General features: G+C 41.8%; 14 protein-coding genes and 4 pseudogenes. 10 read left to right on the forward strand and 8 right to left on the reverse strand.

The annotated features are described in order from the left end of the window. Positions 1 to 122: 122 nt before the first annotated feature. Positions 123 to 1,051: pseudogene (panE, locus tag NSQ41_RS09005) on the reverse strand (2-dehydropantoate 2-reductase). A 153-nt stretch (positions 1,052 to 1,204) separates the two neighbouring features. Beyond that, positions 1,205 to 1,375 (reverse strand): YbdD/YjiX family protein, encoded by a 171-nt coding sequence (locus tag NSQ41_RS09010; RefSeq protein WP_094245753.1) that lies wholly within the window; start codon positions 1,373 to 1,375, stop codon positions 1,205 to 1,207. Between the two features lie 167 nt (positions 1,376 to 1,542). Here NSQ41_RS09010 and NSQ41_RS09015 point away from each other — a divergent pair. The 6 genes and pseudogenes from NSQ41_RS09015 to NSQ41_RS09040 all read left to right on the forward strand — a co-directional run. Beyond that, a pseudogene (locus NSQ41_RS09015) lies at positions 1,543 to 1,950 on the forward strand (DUF561 domain-containing protein); the annotation flags it as partial. 42 nt (positions 1,951 to 1,992) lie between these two features. Continuing rightward, positions 1,993 to 3,123: a glycine oxidase ThiO gene (gene thiO, locus NSQ41_RS09020; RefSeq protein ID WP_309218821.1), complete on the forward strand. Its 1,131-nt coding sequence runs from the start codon at positions 1,993 to 1,995 to the stop codon at positions 3,121 to 3,123. Next, positions 3,123 to 3,326 (forward strand): sulfur carrier protein ThiS, encoded by a 204-nt coding sequence (gene thiS / locus NSQ41_RS09025; protein ID WP_062753947.1) that lies wholly within the window; start codon positions 3,123 to 3,125, stop codon positions 3,324 to 3,326. Before thiO ends, thiS begins: the two co-directional genes overlap by 1 nt. Position 3,327: 1 nt before the next feature. Next, positions 3,328 to 3,513: pseudogene (locus tag NSQ41_RS09030) on the forward strand (thiazole synthase); the annotation flags it as partial. 94 nt (positions 3,514 to 3,607) lie between these two features. Then, the gene (locus tag NSQ41_RS09035; RefSeq protein WP_339211607.1) at positions 3,608 to 4,981 is read left to right on the forward strand and encodes an IS1380 family transposase; all 1,374 of its coding nucleotides are present in this window, start codon (positions 3,608 to 3,610) and stop codon (positions 4,979 to 4,981) included. Positions 4,982 to 5,278: 297 nt separating this feature from the next. Beyond that, positions 5,279 to 5,536, forward strand: a complete 258-nt coding sequence (locus NSQ41_RS09040) for a hypothetical protein (RefSeq protein WP_339211487.1) — start codon at positions 5,279 to 5,281, stop codon at positions 5,534 to 5,536. A gap of 676 nt (positions 5,537 to 6,212) precedes the next feature. On the opposite strand, the gene ugpC is transcribed toward NSQ41_RS09040, so the two are convergent. The 3 genes from ugpC to NSQ41_RS09055 all read right to left on the reverse strand — a co-directional run bounded on the left by ugpC (position 6,213) and on the right by NSQ41_RS09055 (position 8,684). Then, positions 6,213 to 7,325: a sn-glycerol-3-phosphate ABC transporter ATP-binding protein UgpC gene (ugpC, locus tag NSQ41_RS09045; protein WP_339211489.1), complete on the reverse strand. Its 1,113-nt coding sequence runs from the start codon at positions 7,323 to 7,325 to the stop codon at positions 6,213 to 6,215. Positions 7,326 to 7,493: 168 nt separating this feature from the next. Continuing rightward, on the reverse strand, positions 7,494 to 8,396 hold the full coding sequence (locus tag NSQ41_RS09050; protein WP_205424048.1) for a helix-turn-helix domain-containing protein: 903 nt from the start codon (positions 8,394 to 8,396) through the stop codon (positions 7,494 to 7,496). Positions 8,397 to 8,495: 99 nt separating this feature from the next. Next, entirely contained in the window at positions 8,496 to 8,684 is a 189-nt protein-coding gene (locus tag NSQ41_RS09055; protein WP_012749319.1) for a hypothetical protein, read from the reverse strand. 103 nt (positions 8,685 to 8,787) lie between these two features. Between NSQ41_RS09055 and NSQ41_RS09060 the strand changes: the two genes are divergently transcribed. Beyond that, complete coding sequence (locus NSQ41_RS09060) at positions 8,788 to 9,192, forward strand: hypothetical protein (RefSeq protein ID WP_328268072.1); 405 nt, start codon at positions 8,788 to 8,790, stop codon at positions 9,190 to 9,192. Here NSQ41_RS09060 and NSQ41_RS09065 read toward each other — a convergent pair. Continuing rightward, complete coding sequence (locus tag NSQ41_RS09065; RefSeq protein WP_339195746.1) at positions 9,149 to 9,355, reverse strand: YheC/YheD family protein; 207 nt, start codon at positions 9,353 to 9,355, stop codon at positions 9,149 to 9,151. The two genes, NSQ41_RS09060 and NSQ41_RS09065, sit on opposite strands and share 44 nt — an antisense overlap. Between NSQ41_RS09065 and NSQ41_RS09070 the strand changes: the two are divergent. After that, positions 9,322 to 12,170, forward strand: a pseudogene (locus tag NSQ41_RS09070) (EAL domain-containing protein). The gene NSQ41_RS09065 and the pseudogene NSQ41_RS09070 sit on opposite strands and share 34 nt — an antisense overlap. A gap of 32 nt (positions 12,171 to 12,202) precedes the next feature. Here NSQ41_RS09070 and NSQ41_RS09075 read toward each other — a convergent pair. Then, positions 12,203 to 12,751 (reverse strand): DUF2777 domain-containing protein, encoded by a 549-nt coding sequence (locus NSQ41_RS09075; RefSeq protein ID WP_081188621.1) that lies wholly within the window; start codon positions 12,749 to 12,751, stop codon positions 12,203 to 12,205. A 305-nt stretch (positions 12,752 to 13,056) separates the two neighbouring features. On the opposite strand from NSQ41_RS09075, the gene asnB reads away from it, so the two are divergent. Then, entirely contained in the window at positions 13,057 to 14,904 is a 1,848-nt protein-coding gene (gene asnB / locus NSQ41_RS09080) for an asparagine synthase (glutamine-hydrolyzing) (RefSeq protein WP_339195624.1), read from the forward strand. A 28-nt stretch (positions 14,905 to 14,932) separates the two neighbouring features. Here asnB and NSQ41_RS09085 read toward each other — a convergent pair whose 3' ends face one another. Beyond that, on the reverse strand, positions 14,933 to 16,285 hold the full coding sequence (locus tag NSQ41_RS09085; RefSeq protein WP_012749386.1) for an MATE family efflux transporter: 1,353 nt from the start codon (positions 16,283 to 16,285) through the stop codon (positions 14,933 to 14,935). Positions 16,286 to 16,409: 124 nt separating this feature from the next. Here NSQ41_RS09085 and NSQ41_RS09090 point away from each other — a divergent pair, with 124 nt between their 5' ends. Continuing rightward, positions 16,410 to 17,273 (forward strand): AraC family transcriptional regulator, encoded by an 864-nt coding sequence (locus tag NSQ41_RS09090; RefSeq protein WP_013877336.1) that lies wholly within the window; start codon positions 16,410 to 16,412, stop codon positions 17,271 to 17,273. Positions 17,274 to 17,306 lie beyond the last annotated feature (33 nt).

Genomic DNA, 17,306 nt, shown 5'->3' on the forward strand with positions numbered 1-17,306 from the left:
CTCTTTTTGTGCATACGTTTTCACTATTAACTGTACACTACATGATGCCAATATACAATCTTTTTTGCAAAAAAGAAGGCAGCCTTCTTTTGTATACATAGAAAGCTGCGCTTTTTCTATTCTTACTCTGTTTTGGAGCGATTCGCCTCGTAAATTTTTAAATTATGGTACGCCAATTTTAACAGTGGCGTTTCGATTTCGTATTGTTCCGCCAATGAAAGCAAATATCCTTGCAAATGATCCGCTTCAATGAGTTGTCCTTTTTCCATATCCCGCTGCATCGATGATTTCATCGTCGCTTCTATTCGGTTTAATTGCGCCAGTTGTTTTTCTTCGATATCATCGCGGCAATTGGTGCTCCATGAGCCCGCATCACGGCCGCAATCTCTTTTAGCAATCCGAAAATAATTTCTTGTCCGTACTTTCCAGAACGAATTGGTCCAATCGGCGCTCGAAACAGCGTCGTCACCCCTGACATTGTCGCGATAAATAAATATTTATTCCACATATCTGTCGCAATATGCTCGCTTAAACGAAAACGGGCGTTGCAGCCGGAAAATAATTGTTCCAACGCAAGAACGCGCTCCGTCCGCTCCCCGGACCATTCCCCAAATCGAACATCATGGGAAGCGCTTGTTTGCGCGATTTCTCCATGCTCATTCAGCGTTGTTTCAATAAAACAAAGCCCTCCTAACACGTTTTCCTTTCCAAACTCATTCCAAAGTATTTCCATATGCGCCATGCCGTTTAACAGCGGTAAAATCATCGTTTTTTCTCCAACATACGGTTTCACATCGCGAATCGCTTCCGGCAAATGGTATGCTTTGTTGGAAAAAATGACGACATCAAACGGCTCGGCTTGCTCACCCGTTACAAGCAGCTTCGGAGACAGCACCGCATCGCCGTGAACGCTATGAATCACTAGTCCCTTCTCTTGCAGCTGCTTTTTTCTTCGCTTGCGAACAAGAAATGTCACGTCCACTCCTTTTTCGAGCAATCTTCCGCCGAAATAACCGCCAACCGCGCCTGCACCGACTACAAGTATACGCATATATTTATTCCCCCTTATAAAACAAAAAGAAAGTTATTTTTCTTATGACAAAACAGTGAATGAACAGGAAAACACAAACGAAAAAGCTCGTCCTCATTTAACTTGAAATAAATACGAAAAAGGAAAAAAGGGGAATAGTTTCCCCTTTTTATGTCAGCAACAGCGTGATACTTTTCCGCCTTTGCCGTTATAGCGCGCTTCCTGCACTTCGCAGAAAAACTCTTTTCTTGATTTTATCGGCTCTCCTGGATGATGTGTTTTCATATGTTCTACATATTTCTCGTAGTTTGGAACACCAACCAGCACCTGCAACCAATGAAGCACAAATGCGGCAAATCATTATGAACGACTACAATAATGCCGATATATCCAAAATGATCGATAAAATAATGTAAATAATGCTCCACCATTATGCGTAAGTGGCTTCATACGATTCTTAACGGGAATCGTCGCTAGACATATTGCAAAGCAATATGGAGCGCAGCTTATCTGATGTGGCGGTGGTTTTTGGAGTAAAAGGAGTCCAGCTTGCGCACCATAGTTTGTCTGTGCGGAAAGTAAAACATCATTTTCCTTCGTTGTCTATCGGTTGTTCGGTTCATTCGATCGCGGAAGCGATGGAAGCGGAAGAAAGCGGTGCTGATTATTGTATATACGGCCACGTTTTTGCTACTGGAAGCAAAGTAGGGGTACCGCCGCGCGGAATAGAATCATTGCGAAGTGTCGTCAATCACGTGAATATTCCTGTTATCGCGATTGGCGGCATCCATTCCAATAATGCAGAACAAGTACTGAAAGCTGGTGCGCAAGGGATTGCCGTCATGTCAGCGGTATTTTTTGCCGACGATCCTGTTAGCGAAGCAAAGAAACTCGCAAAAATTGTGAAGAAAATGGTATGAATGTGGAGGAAATCGTTAGGAAAAAGAGAAGAGGGGATTTAAATGGAACGTTATCATTATGACGTTGTGATCGTTGGCGGCGGAATTATTGGCGCTTCTATTGCTTTTCAGTTGGCGAAACGTCATTTTCGCGTCGGTGTGCTCGAAAAAGGGCGGATTGCGAGCCAATCGTCAAGCGCGGCGGCAGGAATGCTTGGGGCGCAATCTGAATTTTTCGAAGAAAGTCCGCTTATTCCTCTCGCGATCAAAAGCAGGGGCATGACTCCTAAGCTTGCGGAGGAATTAAAGGAACTCACCGGAATCGACATTGGGCTTGTACAGAAAGGCATGTTGAAAGTGGCAGTAACGGAGGAAGAAGCAGCCGCCCTTCGCCGTCATTACGAATTTTGGCAGCATACCGATTATCCAGTACGATGGCTGTCGGTGGATGAGGCAGCGGAAATAGAGCCGAATGTTTCCCGTGATTTAGCGGGCGCGATGTACATCCCATCAGACGGACAAGTGAGCGCTTCTGATTTCGCTATCGCTTTTGCGAATGCCTCGATTGTCTATGGAGCAAAGTGGCATGAGTATACGGAAGTCATCGATTTACAACGAGCAGATTATTCATACATGATTCACACCAATCATGGAACGATCGCAGCCGATGTTGTGGTTATTGCGGCAGGAGCATGGTCTTCGCGTGTTCTTGCCAAAACGGGCATATCGCTGCCGATGTATCCAGTCAAAGGGGAATGTCTTCTTGTAAAAACAGAAAAACCGTTAATTCAAGCGACCGTATTTGCGAAAAACGGTTGTTATATCGTTCCAAAACGAGGAAATCGCCTGTTGATAGGGGCAACTTCGACACCGCACACATTTGACCGAAAAGTATCGATTCATGGAATCATGAATTTGCTTGAACGTGCGCATCATCTTCTTCCAGAAATGAAAAATGCGGAATGGGAAAAAGCGTGGAGCGGCATCCGCCCGCAAACGAGCGATGGCTTGCCATACATAGGGGAGCATCCGTGCTATCCGAATGTATGGATCGCGACAGGTCATTACCGAAACGGAATTTTGTTAAGTCCGATTACCGGCGTATTGTTAGCCGATCTCATTGAAGGAAAAGGAAGCGAGGTCGACCTTGCTCCATTTTCACTTACAAGACATCAAGCAAAGGTGGGAAAGTGATGGAACTCATTATTAACGGCGAATCGATTCATGTTCCAGATGAAGTGAAAACGGTTAGCGATTTGCTTGCCCATTTTCAGTTAAACAATAAAATTGCGATTGTCGAAGTAAATTTAACGATTATCCCAAAACAGCAATATGAAACAGCGGTGTTATGCAACGGCGATAAAGTAGAAATCGTTCATTTTGTAGGAGGCGGTTGATATGTTAAAAATCGGGCCATATGAATTTCAATCAAGATTGTTGCTAGGAACAGGAAAATATCCAGACTTGGAAGTACAAAAGCAAGCAGTGGAAGTGTCAGGTGCGGAAATTTTAACGTTTGCTGTTCGACGCATGAACATTTTTGAACCAAACCAGCCTAATTTTTTGGAAAATTTAGATCTTACCTGAATCCGTGACAAAACATCTTTACAATGGTCGCAAACCGTTGATACGATAAGGGAAAACGACGTTGACGATTCTTCATCAAGTAGGTGATGTGATGAAAGATTTCCCGATTCGGTTTGTATTGACAGATGAAGCGATTACCCCAAGTGCTGGGCTTGCTCTCGTTGGCTACTTACTCCATCGAACGAAACTGGATAAACGGGTAAACGCACTTCGGCTTCCAACGGTTCGTCGAGAAGTGCACATTTCCCATAGCGATGTCATTCGCTCGATGATTGGCTTGCTTGCCACAGGAAAAACGGATTTCGATCATATCGAAGCGTATCGTCAGGACGATATCTTTTCGGCATCGATGGGGATTCAGCACGTGCCTTCCTCTCCAACCTTGCGACAACGACTCGATCAGCTCGCTTGTCTTCCGATGACCGAAACGATTCTTTGGGAGGAGTCCATACGTCTGTTGATTCAACGACATGCCACTTTGTCCCCTTGTTGGACCAAAGGAAAGACGACATGGCTTCCCCTTGATATAGATGGTTCCCCATTTGACAACTCCGATACGAAAAAAGAAGGAGTCAGTCGAACGTATAAAGGATTTGACGGTTTTACACCGTTGTTTGCGTATGCAGGGAAGGAAGGGTATCTCGTTCATGCCGAGTTGCGTCCAGGGAAACAACATGTGCAAGACAACATGCCCTCGTTTTTAGTCACCGCTATCCGTCGAGCTCGTCAACTGACTTCATCTCGTCTGCTTGTTCGCATGGATGCAGGAAACGATGCAGAAGCGAATGTGCACGTATGCCTAAAGGAAGACGTGGACTTTGTCATCAAGCGAAACTTACGCCGAGAATCGACAGCGCTTTGGTTCCGGATCGCTTCGCAAAAGGGCAAACGTGTCGATGATGGACAAAGCGAAGGAGTACAAACCTATGAGCTATGCCTTCCACAGAAGGCAGCGATCGATGGGAACACGTATACGTACGTTCAAGTCACCCAAGTGACGGAACGGACGATGGAACGCAATGGACAGCTGATGCTCGTTCCTGATTATGAAGTGGAAAGCTATTGGGTGCGGCTCAAAGGATACGAGCATGTTCGAATGAGCGATGTGCTCGCGTTGTATCATGACCATGCGACATGCGAACAGTTTCATAGCGAACTGAAGAGCGACTTAGATTTAGAGCGGCTTCCATCTGGGAAGATGAAAACGAATGCGCTCGTGTTGGTCATGGGAGCCTTCGTTTACAATCTTCTTCGTCTGATTGGACAAGATCTATTAAGCGATCCGAGACATCCGTTGCACCACAAAGTGAAACGCCGCCGCATCAAGACGATTATTCAGACGGTGATCACGATGGCAGGGCGACTCGTCCGTCGATCACGACAGATCTGGATGAAACTGACGCGAAGGAGTGGCTATAGCGAGCCCCTACTGAACGTCTATCAGAAATGGAGAGAGGTAAGATAACGAACGAATGTTCGATCACTGATGTCCAACGTCACTCCCTGGGCTTTTTTGTCTATTTTTTTGGTTCGTATACCTAAAACAGAGATTTGTTCCATTTTCGGAAATAGAGATGACATAGGTCATAAGCATAAAAGGGGTTTATGGATTATCAATCCATCAAAATTACAACAAAATCAAAGTCGATTTCAATTCATCACGGATTCAGGATTTCTTTTTTATGGTAATTTTTGACGTTTTATGGTTGAGGATATTAGGGAATATGTAAAATAAGGTATTGTTTTAGTAGGAGGAAACATCATGAACATTTGCCCGCTATGCAACGGATTACGTAATGTGGCAGTGCATTGTTCGCGCTGTCAGAAGCAAATGGTGGATCAAGGAAAAATTACGGATTATTTTGATGATTACAGCCCGTATATGGATATTGATATGATGAAATTGGTCGATGGGTATCCGAAGACATTGATTCGGCACGAATGTGTGCATCTTTTTTATTGTCTGCATTGCTGTCACGAAGAAGTGCGGTTTATTAATCGAGTAGGAGGGAGCGATTAACTCCCGTCCTCTCACACCACCGTACGTACGGTTCCGTATACGGCGGTTCAATTAAGATAATTGACGCAAGTCTTTATAACTTCCGTGAATAGCTGTTCTCTTTATGCCAGTGGTCACTCCACCCTCCAAGAGATCTCCCACGGGATTCACCGCTTCCTCCCTCAAGTGAGGTACTACGTTTTCTGTGTTCATCATGACTCACTGAATGCCAAGGGCTATTCTCTCTTAATTGTTCGGTCCTTCTTAGTTGTTCTAGACCAACTAATACTATGACCTCTGCTGACTTCTGACTGTTCAGCTATCTATCACTAGATAGGTTACCAAGGTTACTTGGCGTGCCAGCCAGACCTCCCCGGGTAAGAGTGTAATCTTTCCTTCCATCCATCTGCTTCATTTACTCTGTATCACCTTCGGCAGAAAGGGCTTTGTTTTGTCTTGCAAACTCACCCAGTGATACCTAGCCTCATATGAAGTTCGTGTTCCGAGAGACCCAAAGTTTGCCGCTCGCTTCCTTCAGATTCCGCGTCACCACGGACACCCTTGCGTTAAGCTAACTGCTACTTCTGCCTTCGCAGCTCGGGACTTTCACCCTATAGATTACACCCATGCCGGGCGCACAAGAATAGGCTCTAGCATCATCGCTAGAGCCTGTGCAATATTTTGGGGAACGATATCGTTATTTTTCATCCGCAGAAAGGATTCGTTTTTCCGTTTCGATATCGAAAAAGTGTGCTTTGTTCATATCTAAGGCAAGGTCTAATTGGTGGCCTGGCTTGATTTCTGTGCGGGCATCGATGCGTGCGACAAATTCTTGTCCATTAATATTGGAATAAATCATCGATTCTGCACCAAGCAGCTCGGCTACCTCAACGCGGGCGGTAATTTTCGTATTTGGCGATGCTTCAAGGAAGAGTGGTTCATCATGGATGTCTTCTGGGCGAATGCCTAAAATGACTTCTTTACCAATATAGCCCTGGTCACGAAGCACTTTCATTTTTCCTTCTGGAACGCTAATAGTAATATTACCAATGACAAACTTGCCATCTTGCAATGTTCCTTTTAAGAAGTTCATCGCTGGAGAGCCGATAAAGCCACCGACGAAAATATTTTCTGGTTTTTCATATACTTCCCTCGGTGTGCCGACTTGCTGGATGACACCATCTTTCATGACAACAAGCCGTGTTGCCATTGTCATCGCTTCCGTTTGATCATGTGTGACGTAAATCGTTGTTGTTTCTAAACGCTGATGTAATTTAGCGATTTCGGAACGCATTTGCACACGAAGTTTTGCATCCAAGTTCGAAAGCGGTTCGTCCATTAGAAATACTTTTGCGTCGCGGACGATGGCGCGTCCTAATGCCACCCGTTGTCGTTGGCCGCCAGAAAGCGCTTTTGGCTTGCGATCTAAGTATTGCTCAAGGCCAAGAATGCGCGCTGCTTCGCGGACGCGGCGTTCGATTTCTGCTTTTGGGAATTTCCGTAATTTTAAGCCAAACGCCATGTTATCGTAAACGCTCATATGCGGATAAAGCGCGTAGTTTTGGAATACCATCGCAATATCGCGGTCTTTTGGCGCGACATCATTCATGCGCTTGCCGTCAATATATAAGTCGCCTTTTGAAATTTCCTCAAGACCGGCAATCATTCGCAATGTTGTCGATTTGCCGCAGCCGGATGGACCGACAAAGACGATAAATTCCTTATCTTTAATATGTAGGTTAAAATCTTTTACAGCGATTACGTTGTTATCGTAAATTTTATAAATGTGCTCTAAACGAAGCTCTGCCATATTCTCACTCCCCCTATTAGAAAACGTTTTCAACTGCTTTAAGCGTACCGAAAATAGCAGAATTCGTAAATGGACAACATGCACAAAAAAAGAGGGAGATTTCAGGCAAGATGACGAATAGACGGACTATGCGCTTGCCTCGTATGGTGATCCTGGCTTTACTGTAGTTCAATTGTCCGCATATTGCTGTAATAATATTGCTAAATACACAGCGACAGCTCCTTTAAAATGTTTAATATCGATTCCTGTTTTTTCAATAAATTTATCAATGCGATATTGTAAACTGTTGCGGTGCATATATAACTTTTTTGCCGCTAAGGAAACGTTTAGATTGCATTGAAAAAACGTTTTGATGATATGAAGTGACTCGTCATCCAATGTTTCGAGAAAAGGAAGCGACTTCTTGATCATTTCAAGTTCCGAGGAACCATGGATAAGCAATAGCGGAATCACATCTTCCATCTGATATACCGTTTGTGTTGGCATATACGTTTGTGCTAGCTGGAAACATTGTTTTTCGTGGCAAAATAATTCATAAAGATGGTCACCATATGGATGGATGTGCCCGATAAATAGATGAATGGTGATATAAAAATCGGTAGATAATGTATCAATAATTTCAGCAAACGGCAAAGGATCTAGGGTTGGTTTTTGTTTTTTTTCAATAATGACACCTCGGTAGTCGTGTTCCCAAACGATAATAATATGTTCGGAAAACAACCCGCTGATGACATCGAAAAAATCATCTTTGTTGACAACAGAACCTTTTATGAAAAAATGAATAAAGCGATAATACGGGGAGTGGGAGGAAAAATGCTGCAGCAACGTTGAATCTCCATGCGTGACCCAACGATGCCACGCCATTTCTTCATCGCTAATCGTACGGCTGACATCGGGAATCGGCGTGAGAAAAATCGATAATAGCTGTTTTTCCTGTTTCGATAGACGTTGTTTGCAAATTCCAATTTTATCTCCATCTTTTGTATAAAACCATTCATATGCATCAGTGTCGGCTACTTGTTCATTAATGACGATTGCATCCTTATAGTAGGATTTTAGCTGTTTGAGCATGGCGATGTTTCCTTTCTACATCTGAATGATTCCTTTCACTTATTATACAAAAAGAAAAACCGATTTTCCCAATAAAAAGGAAAATCGGTTTTTGAATGGCTACGTTGTTTCATGAGGAGGTTCTTCTTTTGCTAAGTCGCGCGCTTCCTCGATGTTTACGGCATCACCGTGGCCATGGACATAGCCCCCTGCCAATCCCTCATTGATCATACGGTCGATATCCATATAGTGTTCATCGCGTCCTTCATATTGGGAATCTTGATAATTCCGTTTGTTTCGTTCCGTCATAATGCGTCCCTCCTTGTTTTTTGTAGTTTGTATTATAAAAGCATAGATTATTCGTATTCATCATATATATGTCAAAAAGCAGGACAAGCAAGGAGGGAACACAATGATACGCACGGTGAAACAACTGCTGTACATAACAAGAACATCAACGCAACTAGCAGAACAGATGGCAGAAATAGTGAGCGATGAAACGTGGAAACAACAATTTATTCTGTATTTAGAGGATATAACACGTCAATATAAGCTATGGCAATATATTCACTATTTACTTGCCGGGGCATATGAAGAAAGCGACAGTGAAAAGATCGTAACAGCTTCGGTTTCCGAACTGTTGTATGCGCTTTGTTCCAATGAATTAAAAAAAGGAATGTTGTGTCGAAAAGCAAGTGAGATGTTATCGGGAGCTGCACAAAAAGCGGCAGATCACTCATTACAGCAGGCCATTCAATATAGCCAGCTATTTTTTACGATGATAAAAAACCAGCTAATTCATCAAATAGGGAGATAAGCTGTTTGGCACCATGATGTTGAATGTCCGGTTCGTCGAAAATCATCGGTTTGGCGTTCAGTTCGTACATGTACAATTGTCCATCTTTGCTAAGGCCAATATCCGCGGAAAACTCGCCAATAAAACGACATGTACCGTCTACATTGTCATAATACAGAAGAATTGTATGACTTTATCGCACAGCACCACCTTGCCCAATATGAACATATTTTTGTACAAGTTGCAGCCAATAAAGTCGATCAGCTTGAACTTCGGAAAATGATTGGGTTGCTTCAGCGTTATCTTCCACAAGCGCAGCTATTTGGCGTCACATACGGCGAACATTTTGGTTTCGATGACAAATTTTTTATATGTTTTACTGTGTTCGAAAAAGTTAGCGTTCACTCTGTTTTATTATCATACGAAGAATTTGCAAATGAACTTGAGCTTGTAACATATATTTCGGATACGCTTATAACGGAAGAAACAAATCTTCTTCTTTTATTTACTGACCAGAATAGCAATCTTCATTCCCTTATTCGCCATATACCACTAGCAAATGAAAAAACGGTTGTGATTGCCGGGCGAATTAATGAAGGAGAGCGTTTGTTTTCGCATGAAGGATTTGTCACTGGCGGTATGCTGGCAATTAGTTTTAACGGTTCTTCTTTTCGTGTTCAATCATCACATCCGTTTTTATGGGAACCAGTTGGCACTGCTTTTCGAATAACGAAATGCAGCGGAAATAAGTTATACGAGCTTGATGGAAAAAAAGCAATAAAATTGCTGCAACGTTATTTAGGAAAGGAATTTATCGATCGATTGCCTTTTTCCGGAGCGGAATTTCCGTTCATTATTGAGAAAAATGGCCATAAAGAATGTTTATCCATCGTTAAAGTAAATGAGGATGGTTCTATTGAACTAAACGGTTACGTCCATCAAGGGGAGAAGGTTAAGTTTAGCTACGTTCATTTAACGTCATTGGTTTGGACTATATCCGATGAATTAAACAAATTGACGAAAAAATACACGGAAGCGATTTTTTTCTATCGTAGCATCGCCGTACAAGGCTATGCATATCCAGTGCTAGAGCAAATAACGACAACGCTGGAGCAAGTTGCTCCTACTTTTACGCCATTTATATTTGTAGAACTGGTGATCAAGGATAGAGATATACGTTCAGCCACTTTTAGCATGCTTGCGTTATCGGAGGGAAATCAGAACGGAGAGAATAGCAGTGCTTCCGTTTCTTTATCTATTCCTGAGATGTTTCAAGGGGTGATGACGCTAGCGAATTTAATGTCCACCTCCTCTCGAGAAATGGAGAGGCTTCGCGTTCATGTACAAATATCACAATCACTTTTTGAACATAATACAGATATTGTATATTCTACTGATTTACATGGGAATTTTACGAACGTGAATCCCGCTTTCGAGAAAATTCTAGGTTACACAAAAGAGGAAATTTTACATACGAACGCTTTAAAATACATGCATCCGAATGATGTACCTCGTGTTAGCAGACATTTTTATCGAGCTTTGCGTGGAAAAATTCAATATTATAATTTGGAGATTCCTACAAAATCAGGGGAAACATTATTATTCCAAATTAAAAACGTTCCAATTATCGTTGATGGGAAAAAAGTAGGCATTTACGGGATTGGAAGAGATATTACCGAACAAAAAAAGCGGAAGAAAAAATTTCATATTTAGCGTATTATGACCCGGATACCCATCTTCCAAACCGGACAAAGTTTATGGAAATCATCGATGAACAGTTAGAAAAGGCGAAGCAAAAAAATAGGAAGCTAGCAGTCGTATTCATCGATTTAGACCGTTTTAAGCTAGTTAACGATAGTATAGGGCATTATGCGGGAGATGAAATTTTAAAACAAGTCGTTCAGCGCATTCAGCATGTTTTGCCAGCTGGAGCGTATTTAGGAAGGTTTCATGGGGATAAGTTTTGTTTACTTTTAACAGAGCGCACCGATTCAGAAGGAGTGTTTAAAACAGCAGCGCACATTTCAAAAGAAGTGATGAAGCCGATTGTATATGAAAACAAAGAATTTTTTATCACTATAAGTATTGGAATCAGCTTCTATCCAAACGATGGTGTGGATAAACATTCATTGCTCAAAAGTGCTGATATCGCCCTAAATAGAGCAAAACAGAGTGGGGGAAATCGAATACAATTTTATTCTGCAAAAATGAATGAAGAAACGTTATACCGTTTAGAGATGGAAAGATATTTGCGAAAAGCACTGGAAAATCAAGAATTTTTTCTATGCTATCAGCCGATTATTGATATACATAAAGGTGTTATTGTCGGAAACGAAGCATTAATTCGTTGGCGCCATCCAAAGCTAGGACTTGTTAGACCGAATGAATTTATTTCACTAGCAGAAGAGACGGGGCTCATTCATGAAATTGGAAGATGGGTATTAGTAACGGCTTGCAAACAAACAAAAAAATGGCAGCAATTATGGAATCAACAACTCTTCGTTTCTGTGAATGTGTCGGCGAGACAATTTCAGCATGAAGGCTTTATTGATGATGTAAAACAGGCGCTAGAGCAATCGCAGCTCTCCCCAAATTGCTTACATTTAGAATTAACGGAGAACTCTATGCTTCGTAATCTTCATTACAGTATTCAAGTAATGAAAGAATTACAGCAGCTCGGTGTCGGTATTGCTATTGATGATTTTGGAAGTGGATACGCTTCTTTTAGTTATTTAAAAAATTTACCAGTAAACATATTAAAAATTGATCGTTCATTTGTTGAGAAAATGCATACAAATTCTTCGGATATCGCGATCGTAAAGGCAATTATTACGATGGGGCACGGATTAGGGCTAAAAACAGTAGCCGAAGGGGTGGAAACGGTCGAGCAGCTGGAATTGTTAAAAATGCTGCATTGCCATCACGCACAAGGATATGCATTGTATCGTCCGGTAACCGCAGAAGAATTGTCAACATATATGACGGTAAGCCACAAATAGAGAATTGGGGAAAGAAAACAACTCTTTCCCCATTATCCGATGTGCGCGCAAATAAACCGTTTTCCGGTATTAAATGTGATTTCAAAGCGGTCTTTATATGTATCTCCACGCTCATAGTAATGTTGGACGTTGCTAATGAATTCAGTATTATCATAAATAATAAAATTAACACCAGAATATTTTTTAAATAACAATCCATTATAGCAGTATAAACAATCGTATAAAGAAAAGCCGAGTTCATTTAGCCACTGTACAAAATGAAAAAACGTTTTATCCGAAAGCGATTCGAGCCATTGTTGATAAGCGTATGGAAGCCGCTTTCGAAAACGGACGTGTTCGCCGCTTTGAAGAGGGAAAACTTCGATCCCTATATCGACCATCCCGTCTTTTTGTAATTGGCCGCACATCCAATGACCATGGCGGAAAATCTCTATATTTCCTTCTGTCATTTCCTCAAGTAATGATGCTTCCTCATCTTCTTCATCAAAAAAGATCCACTCGTCGTTTACGAATTCAATCGTTCCTTGTATATAAGCTCGTTTTTGTTCATTTATGCATTGAAGACGATGTTCGATGTTCACTTTTCCTCCTCCTCCTTTATTTCCTGTTTTGCCAAATTGTCTTCCATTTATTCACATCGTTCTTACAATCGGACAATTCATCGAAATGAGAGGTGCTGCATAAAATGGAATCATGCCAATACGGAGAATGCCAAATTAAAAAGAAAGCGAAGGTTAAAAAGAAAGCGAAGGCGGGAAGAACTATGATAAAATCCCTCAAGCGCGAGATAGCTTGGCTTAGCTAAGGAAAAGAAAAGGTATGGCGTTCGAGACGTGTTATGTTAAAAATAGCTTTTTTGTTATCTATCAAGAAAGGATTGGTTCGTATGTGTGGTATCACCGGTTGGGTTGATTTTCAGCGCGACTTGCGAATGGAAAAAGAGATTATCTCTAAAATGACAGAAACATTAGCGAAACGTGGACCTGACGATACAAATGCTTGGTTTAGCGAACATGCCGCATTTGGACATAAGCGGCTTATCGTGGTCGACCCAGCAGGCGGCAAACAGCCGATGACAAGAATGAAAAATGGGTATCGTTATACCGTTTGTTATAACGGAGAATTATATAATACAGAAGACATTCGTAAAGAACTATTAAAAAAGGGGTATACATTCCAAGGGCATTCGGATACGGAAGTATTATTAAACGCTTATATAGAGTGGAAAGAGCACTGTGTTGATTATTTTAACGGAATTTTTGCTTTTGCGATTTGGGATGAACAGCGCGAACAGCTATTTTTAGCGCGGGACCGACTTGGCGTGAAGCCGCTTTTTTATCGGCATGTCCATGATAGTCTTTTATTTGGCTCAGAAATGAAAGCAATTTTGGCACATCCGGAAGTAAAAGCAGAAGTGGACTATGAAGGACTAGCAGAAGTGTTTGGATTAGGTCCGTCACGGACACCAGGGCATGGCGTGTTTCGCGGAATGAAAGAATTGCGCCCGGCGCACGCGTTAAAGTTTTCCCGCGAAGGGATAAGAGTATGGCGCTACTGGAATGTGCAAAGCGATGTGCATAGAGACTCGCTGGATGAGACGGTGGAAAAATTGCGTTTTCTTCTTATTGATGCTGTTACGCGCCAGCTTGTTTCCGATGTTCCTGTCTGCACTTTTTTATCCGGCGGGATTGATTCGAGTTCCATTACCGCCATTGCCGCAACGGTGTTTGCGAAAGAAGGAAAAGGACAGCTTCATACGTATTCTATTGATTACGAAGGGAACGACCAATATTTCAAAGCAAATGATTTTCAGCCAAATGCCGATGCGCCTTGGATTGAACTAATGTCAAAAACATTCCAAACCGTCCATCATCATTGTGTCATTAGTCAGGAAGATTTGTTTCATCATTTACAGGAAGCGGTGATCGTCCGTGATGTCCCAGGCATGGCGGATGTGGACTCTTCGTTGCTATGGTTTTGCAAAGAAATAAGAAAAGATTTTGTCGTTAGTTTATCCGGGGAATGTGCGGACGAAATTTTTGGCGGCTACCCATGGTTTCACCGTCCTGACGATTTAGCGCGGAACGGATTCCCTTGGATGCGTTCGACAGAGGCACGGATGGATTTATTAAAAGAAGATTGGAGAAAGAAATTGCAGCTGGATGAATATGTACAAAAGCGCTTTGGTGAAACGATCGCGGAGGTTCCAAGACTGGAAGGGGAAAGTGCGGAAGATGCGAAGCGGCGCGAATTGTTTTATTTGAACATGATTTGGTTTATGACAACGCTTTTGGATCGAAAAGACCGCATGAGTATGGGCGCGAGTTTGGAAGTTCGCGTGCCGTTTGCCGATCATCGGTTAGTAGAATATGTTTGGAATATTCCTTGGGAGATGAAAATGTACGGCAACCGCGAAAAAGGCATTTTGCGCAAGGCATTGGAAGGAATTTTACCAGAGGAAGTGTTATATCGCAAAAAAAGCCCGTATCCGAAAACCCACCATCCGCTTTATACGAAGCTAGTAAAAAATTGGGTAAAAGAATTATTGCACGACCGCTCATCGATTCTTTATGAATTTTTTGATGCGAAAAAATTAGAAGAGTTAGTGGAAACAGAAGGAAAATCATTCCAAGCGCCTTGGTTTGGACAGTTAATGACAGGACCACAACTATTGGCGTATCTTGGCCAAGTGCATGTTTGGTTCCAAAAATACGGCATTACCATAAAAGAATAAGAGCTGCCTTTGTCGCAGCTCTTTTTGTCTATGCAGTTTCTATGCTTGGTATAAGTGATTTTCTCATCCACACTTTCGAACGCCAACGCCATAACATCAGCAATCCACGCAGCCATTCATCAGCAATAAAGGAAATCCATACCCCAATCAGTCCTAAACCAGCCTCAATACCGAGAAAATAGGAAATGGCAACACTAACGCCCCACATGGACAATATCCCCATATATACTGGAAATTTAACATCTCCAGCTGCTCGCAGTGAACTAATGATAACGAGATTAAACGAACGTCCGGGCTCTAATACTATTGTCAATAAGAGAAGCAATCGGCCTGTTTCGATAATTTGTTCATTATCTGTAAACAATGAAAGCAGCTGTCTTGAGAAAATGAAACTAATCGATGCCATCGTGATCGAGATGACGATGGCGCTGCGCAAACTTTTTAAACAACGTGTATATGCTTCTGTATAGCGTCCGGCCCCGACGAGATGGCCGACAAGAATTTGCGTCCCTTGACTTATCGCAATGCCAAATAAAAAAACAAACATCATAATATTTTGCGTATATACTCTCGTTGTCAACGCTTCTGCTCCAAGCCAAGTAATAAAATACGTAATAAGCATTTGCGCCGTATTGTACGCCAAGTGTTCTCCAGCGGATGGAATTCCGATTTTCAATAGATCCCGGATATGATGAAATGGCAAAGAACGAAGAACAGATAATGAAAATGGCATTTTTGTCCGTTTCAATAATAAAGAAAAGATAACGATCAATCCGATGAGACGGCTGACGGTTGTCGAGATTGCCACCCCTTTTACTCCTAATACTGGAAAATCGAACGGTCCAAAAATAAATAAGTAGTTGCCAATCACATTCAGTATGTTCATGCCGATGGTTACGTACATCGTTTCACGGGTAAAACCATAGCTTTTTAATATAGCTCCAATGGTCATAATGAGCGCTTGAATAAATAAAAATCCGCCGACGATCATTAAATAGTCGTTCGCCTCTGTAAGCAAATGGTTCGATAGTTTCATCGTATATAAAATTGGCTTTCCGAAAAAGAATAGCACACTGCTAAGTACAAGGCCGAACAAAAAGTTAACAGCGATAGAGATGAGCGAAACTTCCACTGCATGCTGCTTTCTTTCAGCCCCCAAATATTGCGCCACTAAGACGGCAGTGGCTAAGGCAATAAAATTAAACATGACAATAATCACAGCAATAATTTGATTCGCTACGCCGACAGCGGCAACAGAGTGATCCGAATACTGGCTTAGCATCAATGTATCGGCATTTCCCATGACCATATATAATAGCGTTTCAATAAAAATCGGCCATGTCAGCGCAAATAAGGAAAGTTTTTTCTGATCGGTGTTCATCAAGACAACTCCTTTAATCATTCCGACTTTAAAACTATATCAAGTTTATCTAGTTTATTGCATAATAAGAAGAGAAAAGAGCGATTTGATTTGTATATTTCCGACATGTGAAAGGATGTTTGGAATGGAATACATAACATTTTCTTTTCCGCCGTTTCCGATTTTTATTAAAGGGGCAGAAAGCGTATTTCCAAAAGGACAAAAACATTTTCGACGAACGTTTTCTGTGTTTGATTTGTTATATGTGAAAAAGGGATGCTTATATATGACAGAAGAAAACAAGGAATTTGCTGTAAAAGAAGGAGAATATCTTATTCTTATTCCGGGAAGAGAGCATTACGGGCATTATCCTTGCACGGAAGAAACACAACTAGTTTGGCTTCATTTTACGATCGAAGGAGGATATGACATTGTTCCAAAACAGTCGTTAAGCTGGCAAAATGTCATTGAGAGGGAAGCAACATATGTCGAGTCGGTTCAATATCGTTTTTGGATACGGCAATATGCGAAAGTAAAGCAAAGGGAACGCATCGAACAATTGCTTCAACAATTAGTCGAGCTGAATGAGGAAAGAGATCCAGATCGTTCATTAAAGCAATTACTCTATTTTGTTGAATTCATTTGGCAATTGCAAAAACAGGAGCTGCATATTCCAAGCGCTTCTGAAAAAGTGTGTGCCGAAGCGGTTGCTTACATCGAACGGCATTATGCTGAACCGATTACGATTCAGCAGCTCGCCCAATCATTACGATTTCATCCTGACTACATTACCCGTTGCATGCAAAAAACAATTGGCATGAGTTTTGTGCAATATTTGAATTATTATCGCTTGTCAAAAGCAAAAAAATGGTTGGCAGAAACGAATGAAACGATTGAAGCGATTGCCAAGAGAGCAGGAATTGAAGATGGCGCCTATTTTTCAAGGCTATTCAAAAAAATAGAAGGAGTTACACCGACAGAATATCGCCGTACTGTGCATCGGATGTAAAAAAAGCGAGAGGATACTTCCTTCTCGCCTTTT

It is taken from the genome of Aeribacillus sp. FSL K6-8210, assembly GCF_037963925.1.
Classification (GTDB): domain Bacteria; phylum Bacillota; class Bacilli; order Bacillales; family Aeribacillaceae; genus Aeribacillus; species Aeribacillus composti.

What these genes read in the sequence shown, in the direction of transcription:
- NSQ41_RS09085 (WP_012749386.1), bottom strand. Translation starts at nt 16,285, where the DNA reads ATGAACACCGATCAGAAAAAACTTTCCTTATTTGCGCTGACATGGCCG.
- thiO (WP_309218821.1), top strand. Translation starts at nt 1,993, where the DNA reads ATGGAACGTTATCATTATGACGTTGTGATCGTTGGCGGCGGAATTATT.
- NSQ41_RS09050 (WP_205424048.1), bottom strand. Translation starts at nt 8,396, where the DNA reads ATGCTCAAACAGCTAAAATCCTACTATAAGGATGCAATCGTCATTAAT.
- NSQ41_RS09040 (WP_339211487.1), top strand. Translation starts at nt 5,279, where the DNA reads ATGAACATTTGCCCGCTATGCAACGGATTACGTAATGTGGCAGTGCAT.
- thiS (WP_062753947.1), top strand. Translation starts at nt 3,123, where the DNA reads ATGGAACTCATTATTAACGGCGAATCGATTCATGTTCCAGATGAAGTG.
- NSQ41_RS09035 (WP_339211607.1), top strand. Translation starts at nt 3,608, where the DNA reads ATGAAAGATTTCCCGATTCGGTTTGTATTGACAGATGAAGCGATTACC.
- ugpC (WP_339211489.1), bottom strand. Translation starts at nt 7,325, where the DNA reads ATGGCAGAGCTTCGTTTAGAGCACATTTATAAAATTTACGATAACAAC.
- NSQ41_RS09055 (WP_012749319.1), bottom strand. Translation starts at nt 8,684, where the DNA reads ATGACGGAACGAAACAAACGGAATTATCAAGATTCCCAATATGAAGGA.
- NSQ41_RS09090 (WP_013877336.1), top strand. Translation starts at nt 16,410, where the DNA reads ATGGAATACATAACATTTTCTTTTCCGCCGTTTCCGATTTTTATTAAA.
- NSQ41_RS09060 (WP_328268072.1), top strand. Translation starts at nt 8,788, where the DNA reads ATGATACGCACGGTGAAACAACTGCTGTACATAACAAGAACATCAACG.
- asnB (WP_339195624.1), top strand. Translation starts at nt 13,057, where the DNA reads ATGTGTGGTATCACCGGTTGGGTTGATTTTCAGCGCGACTTGCGAATG.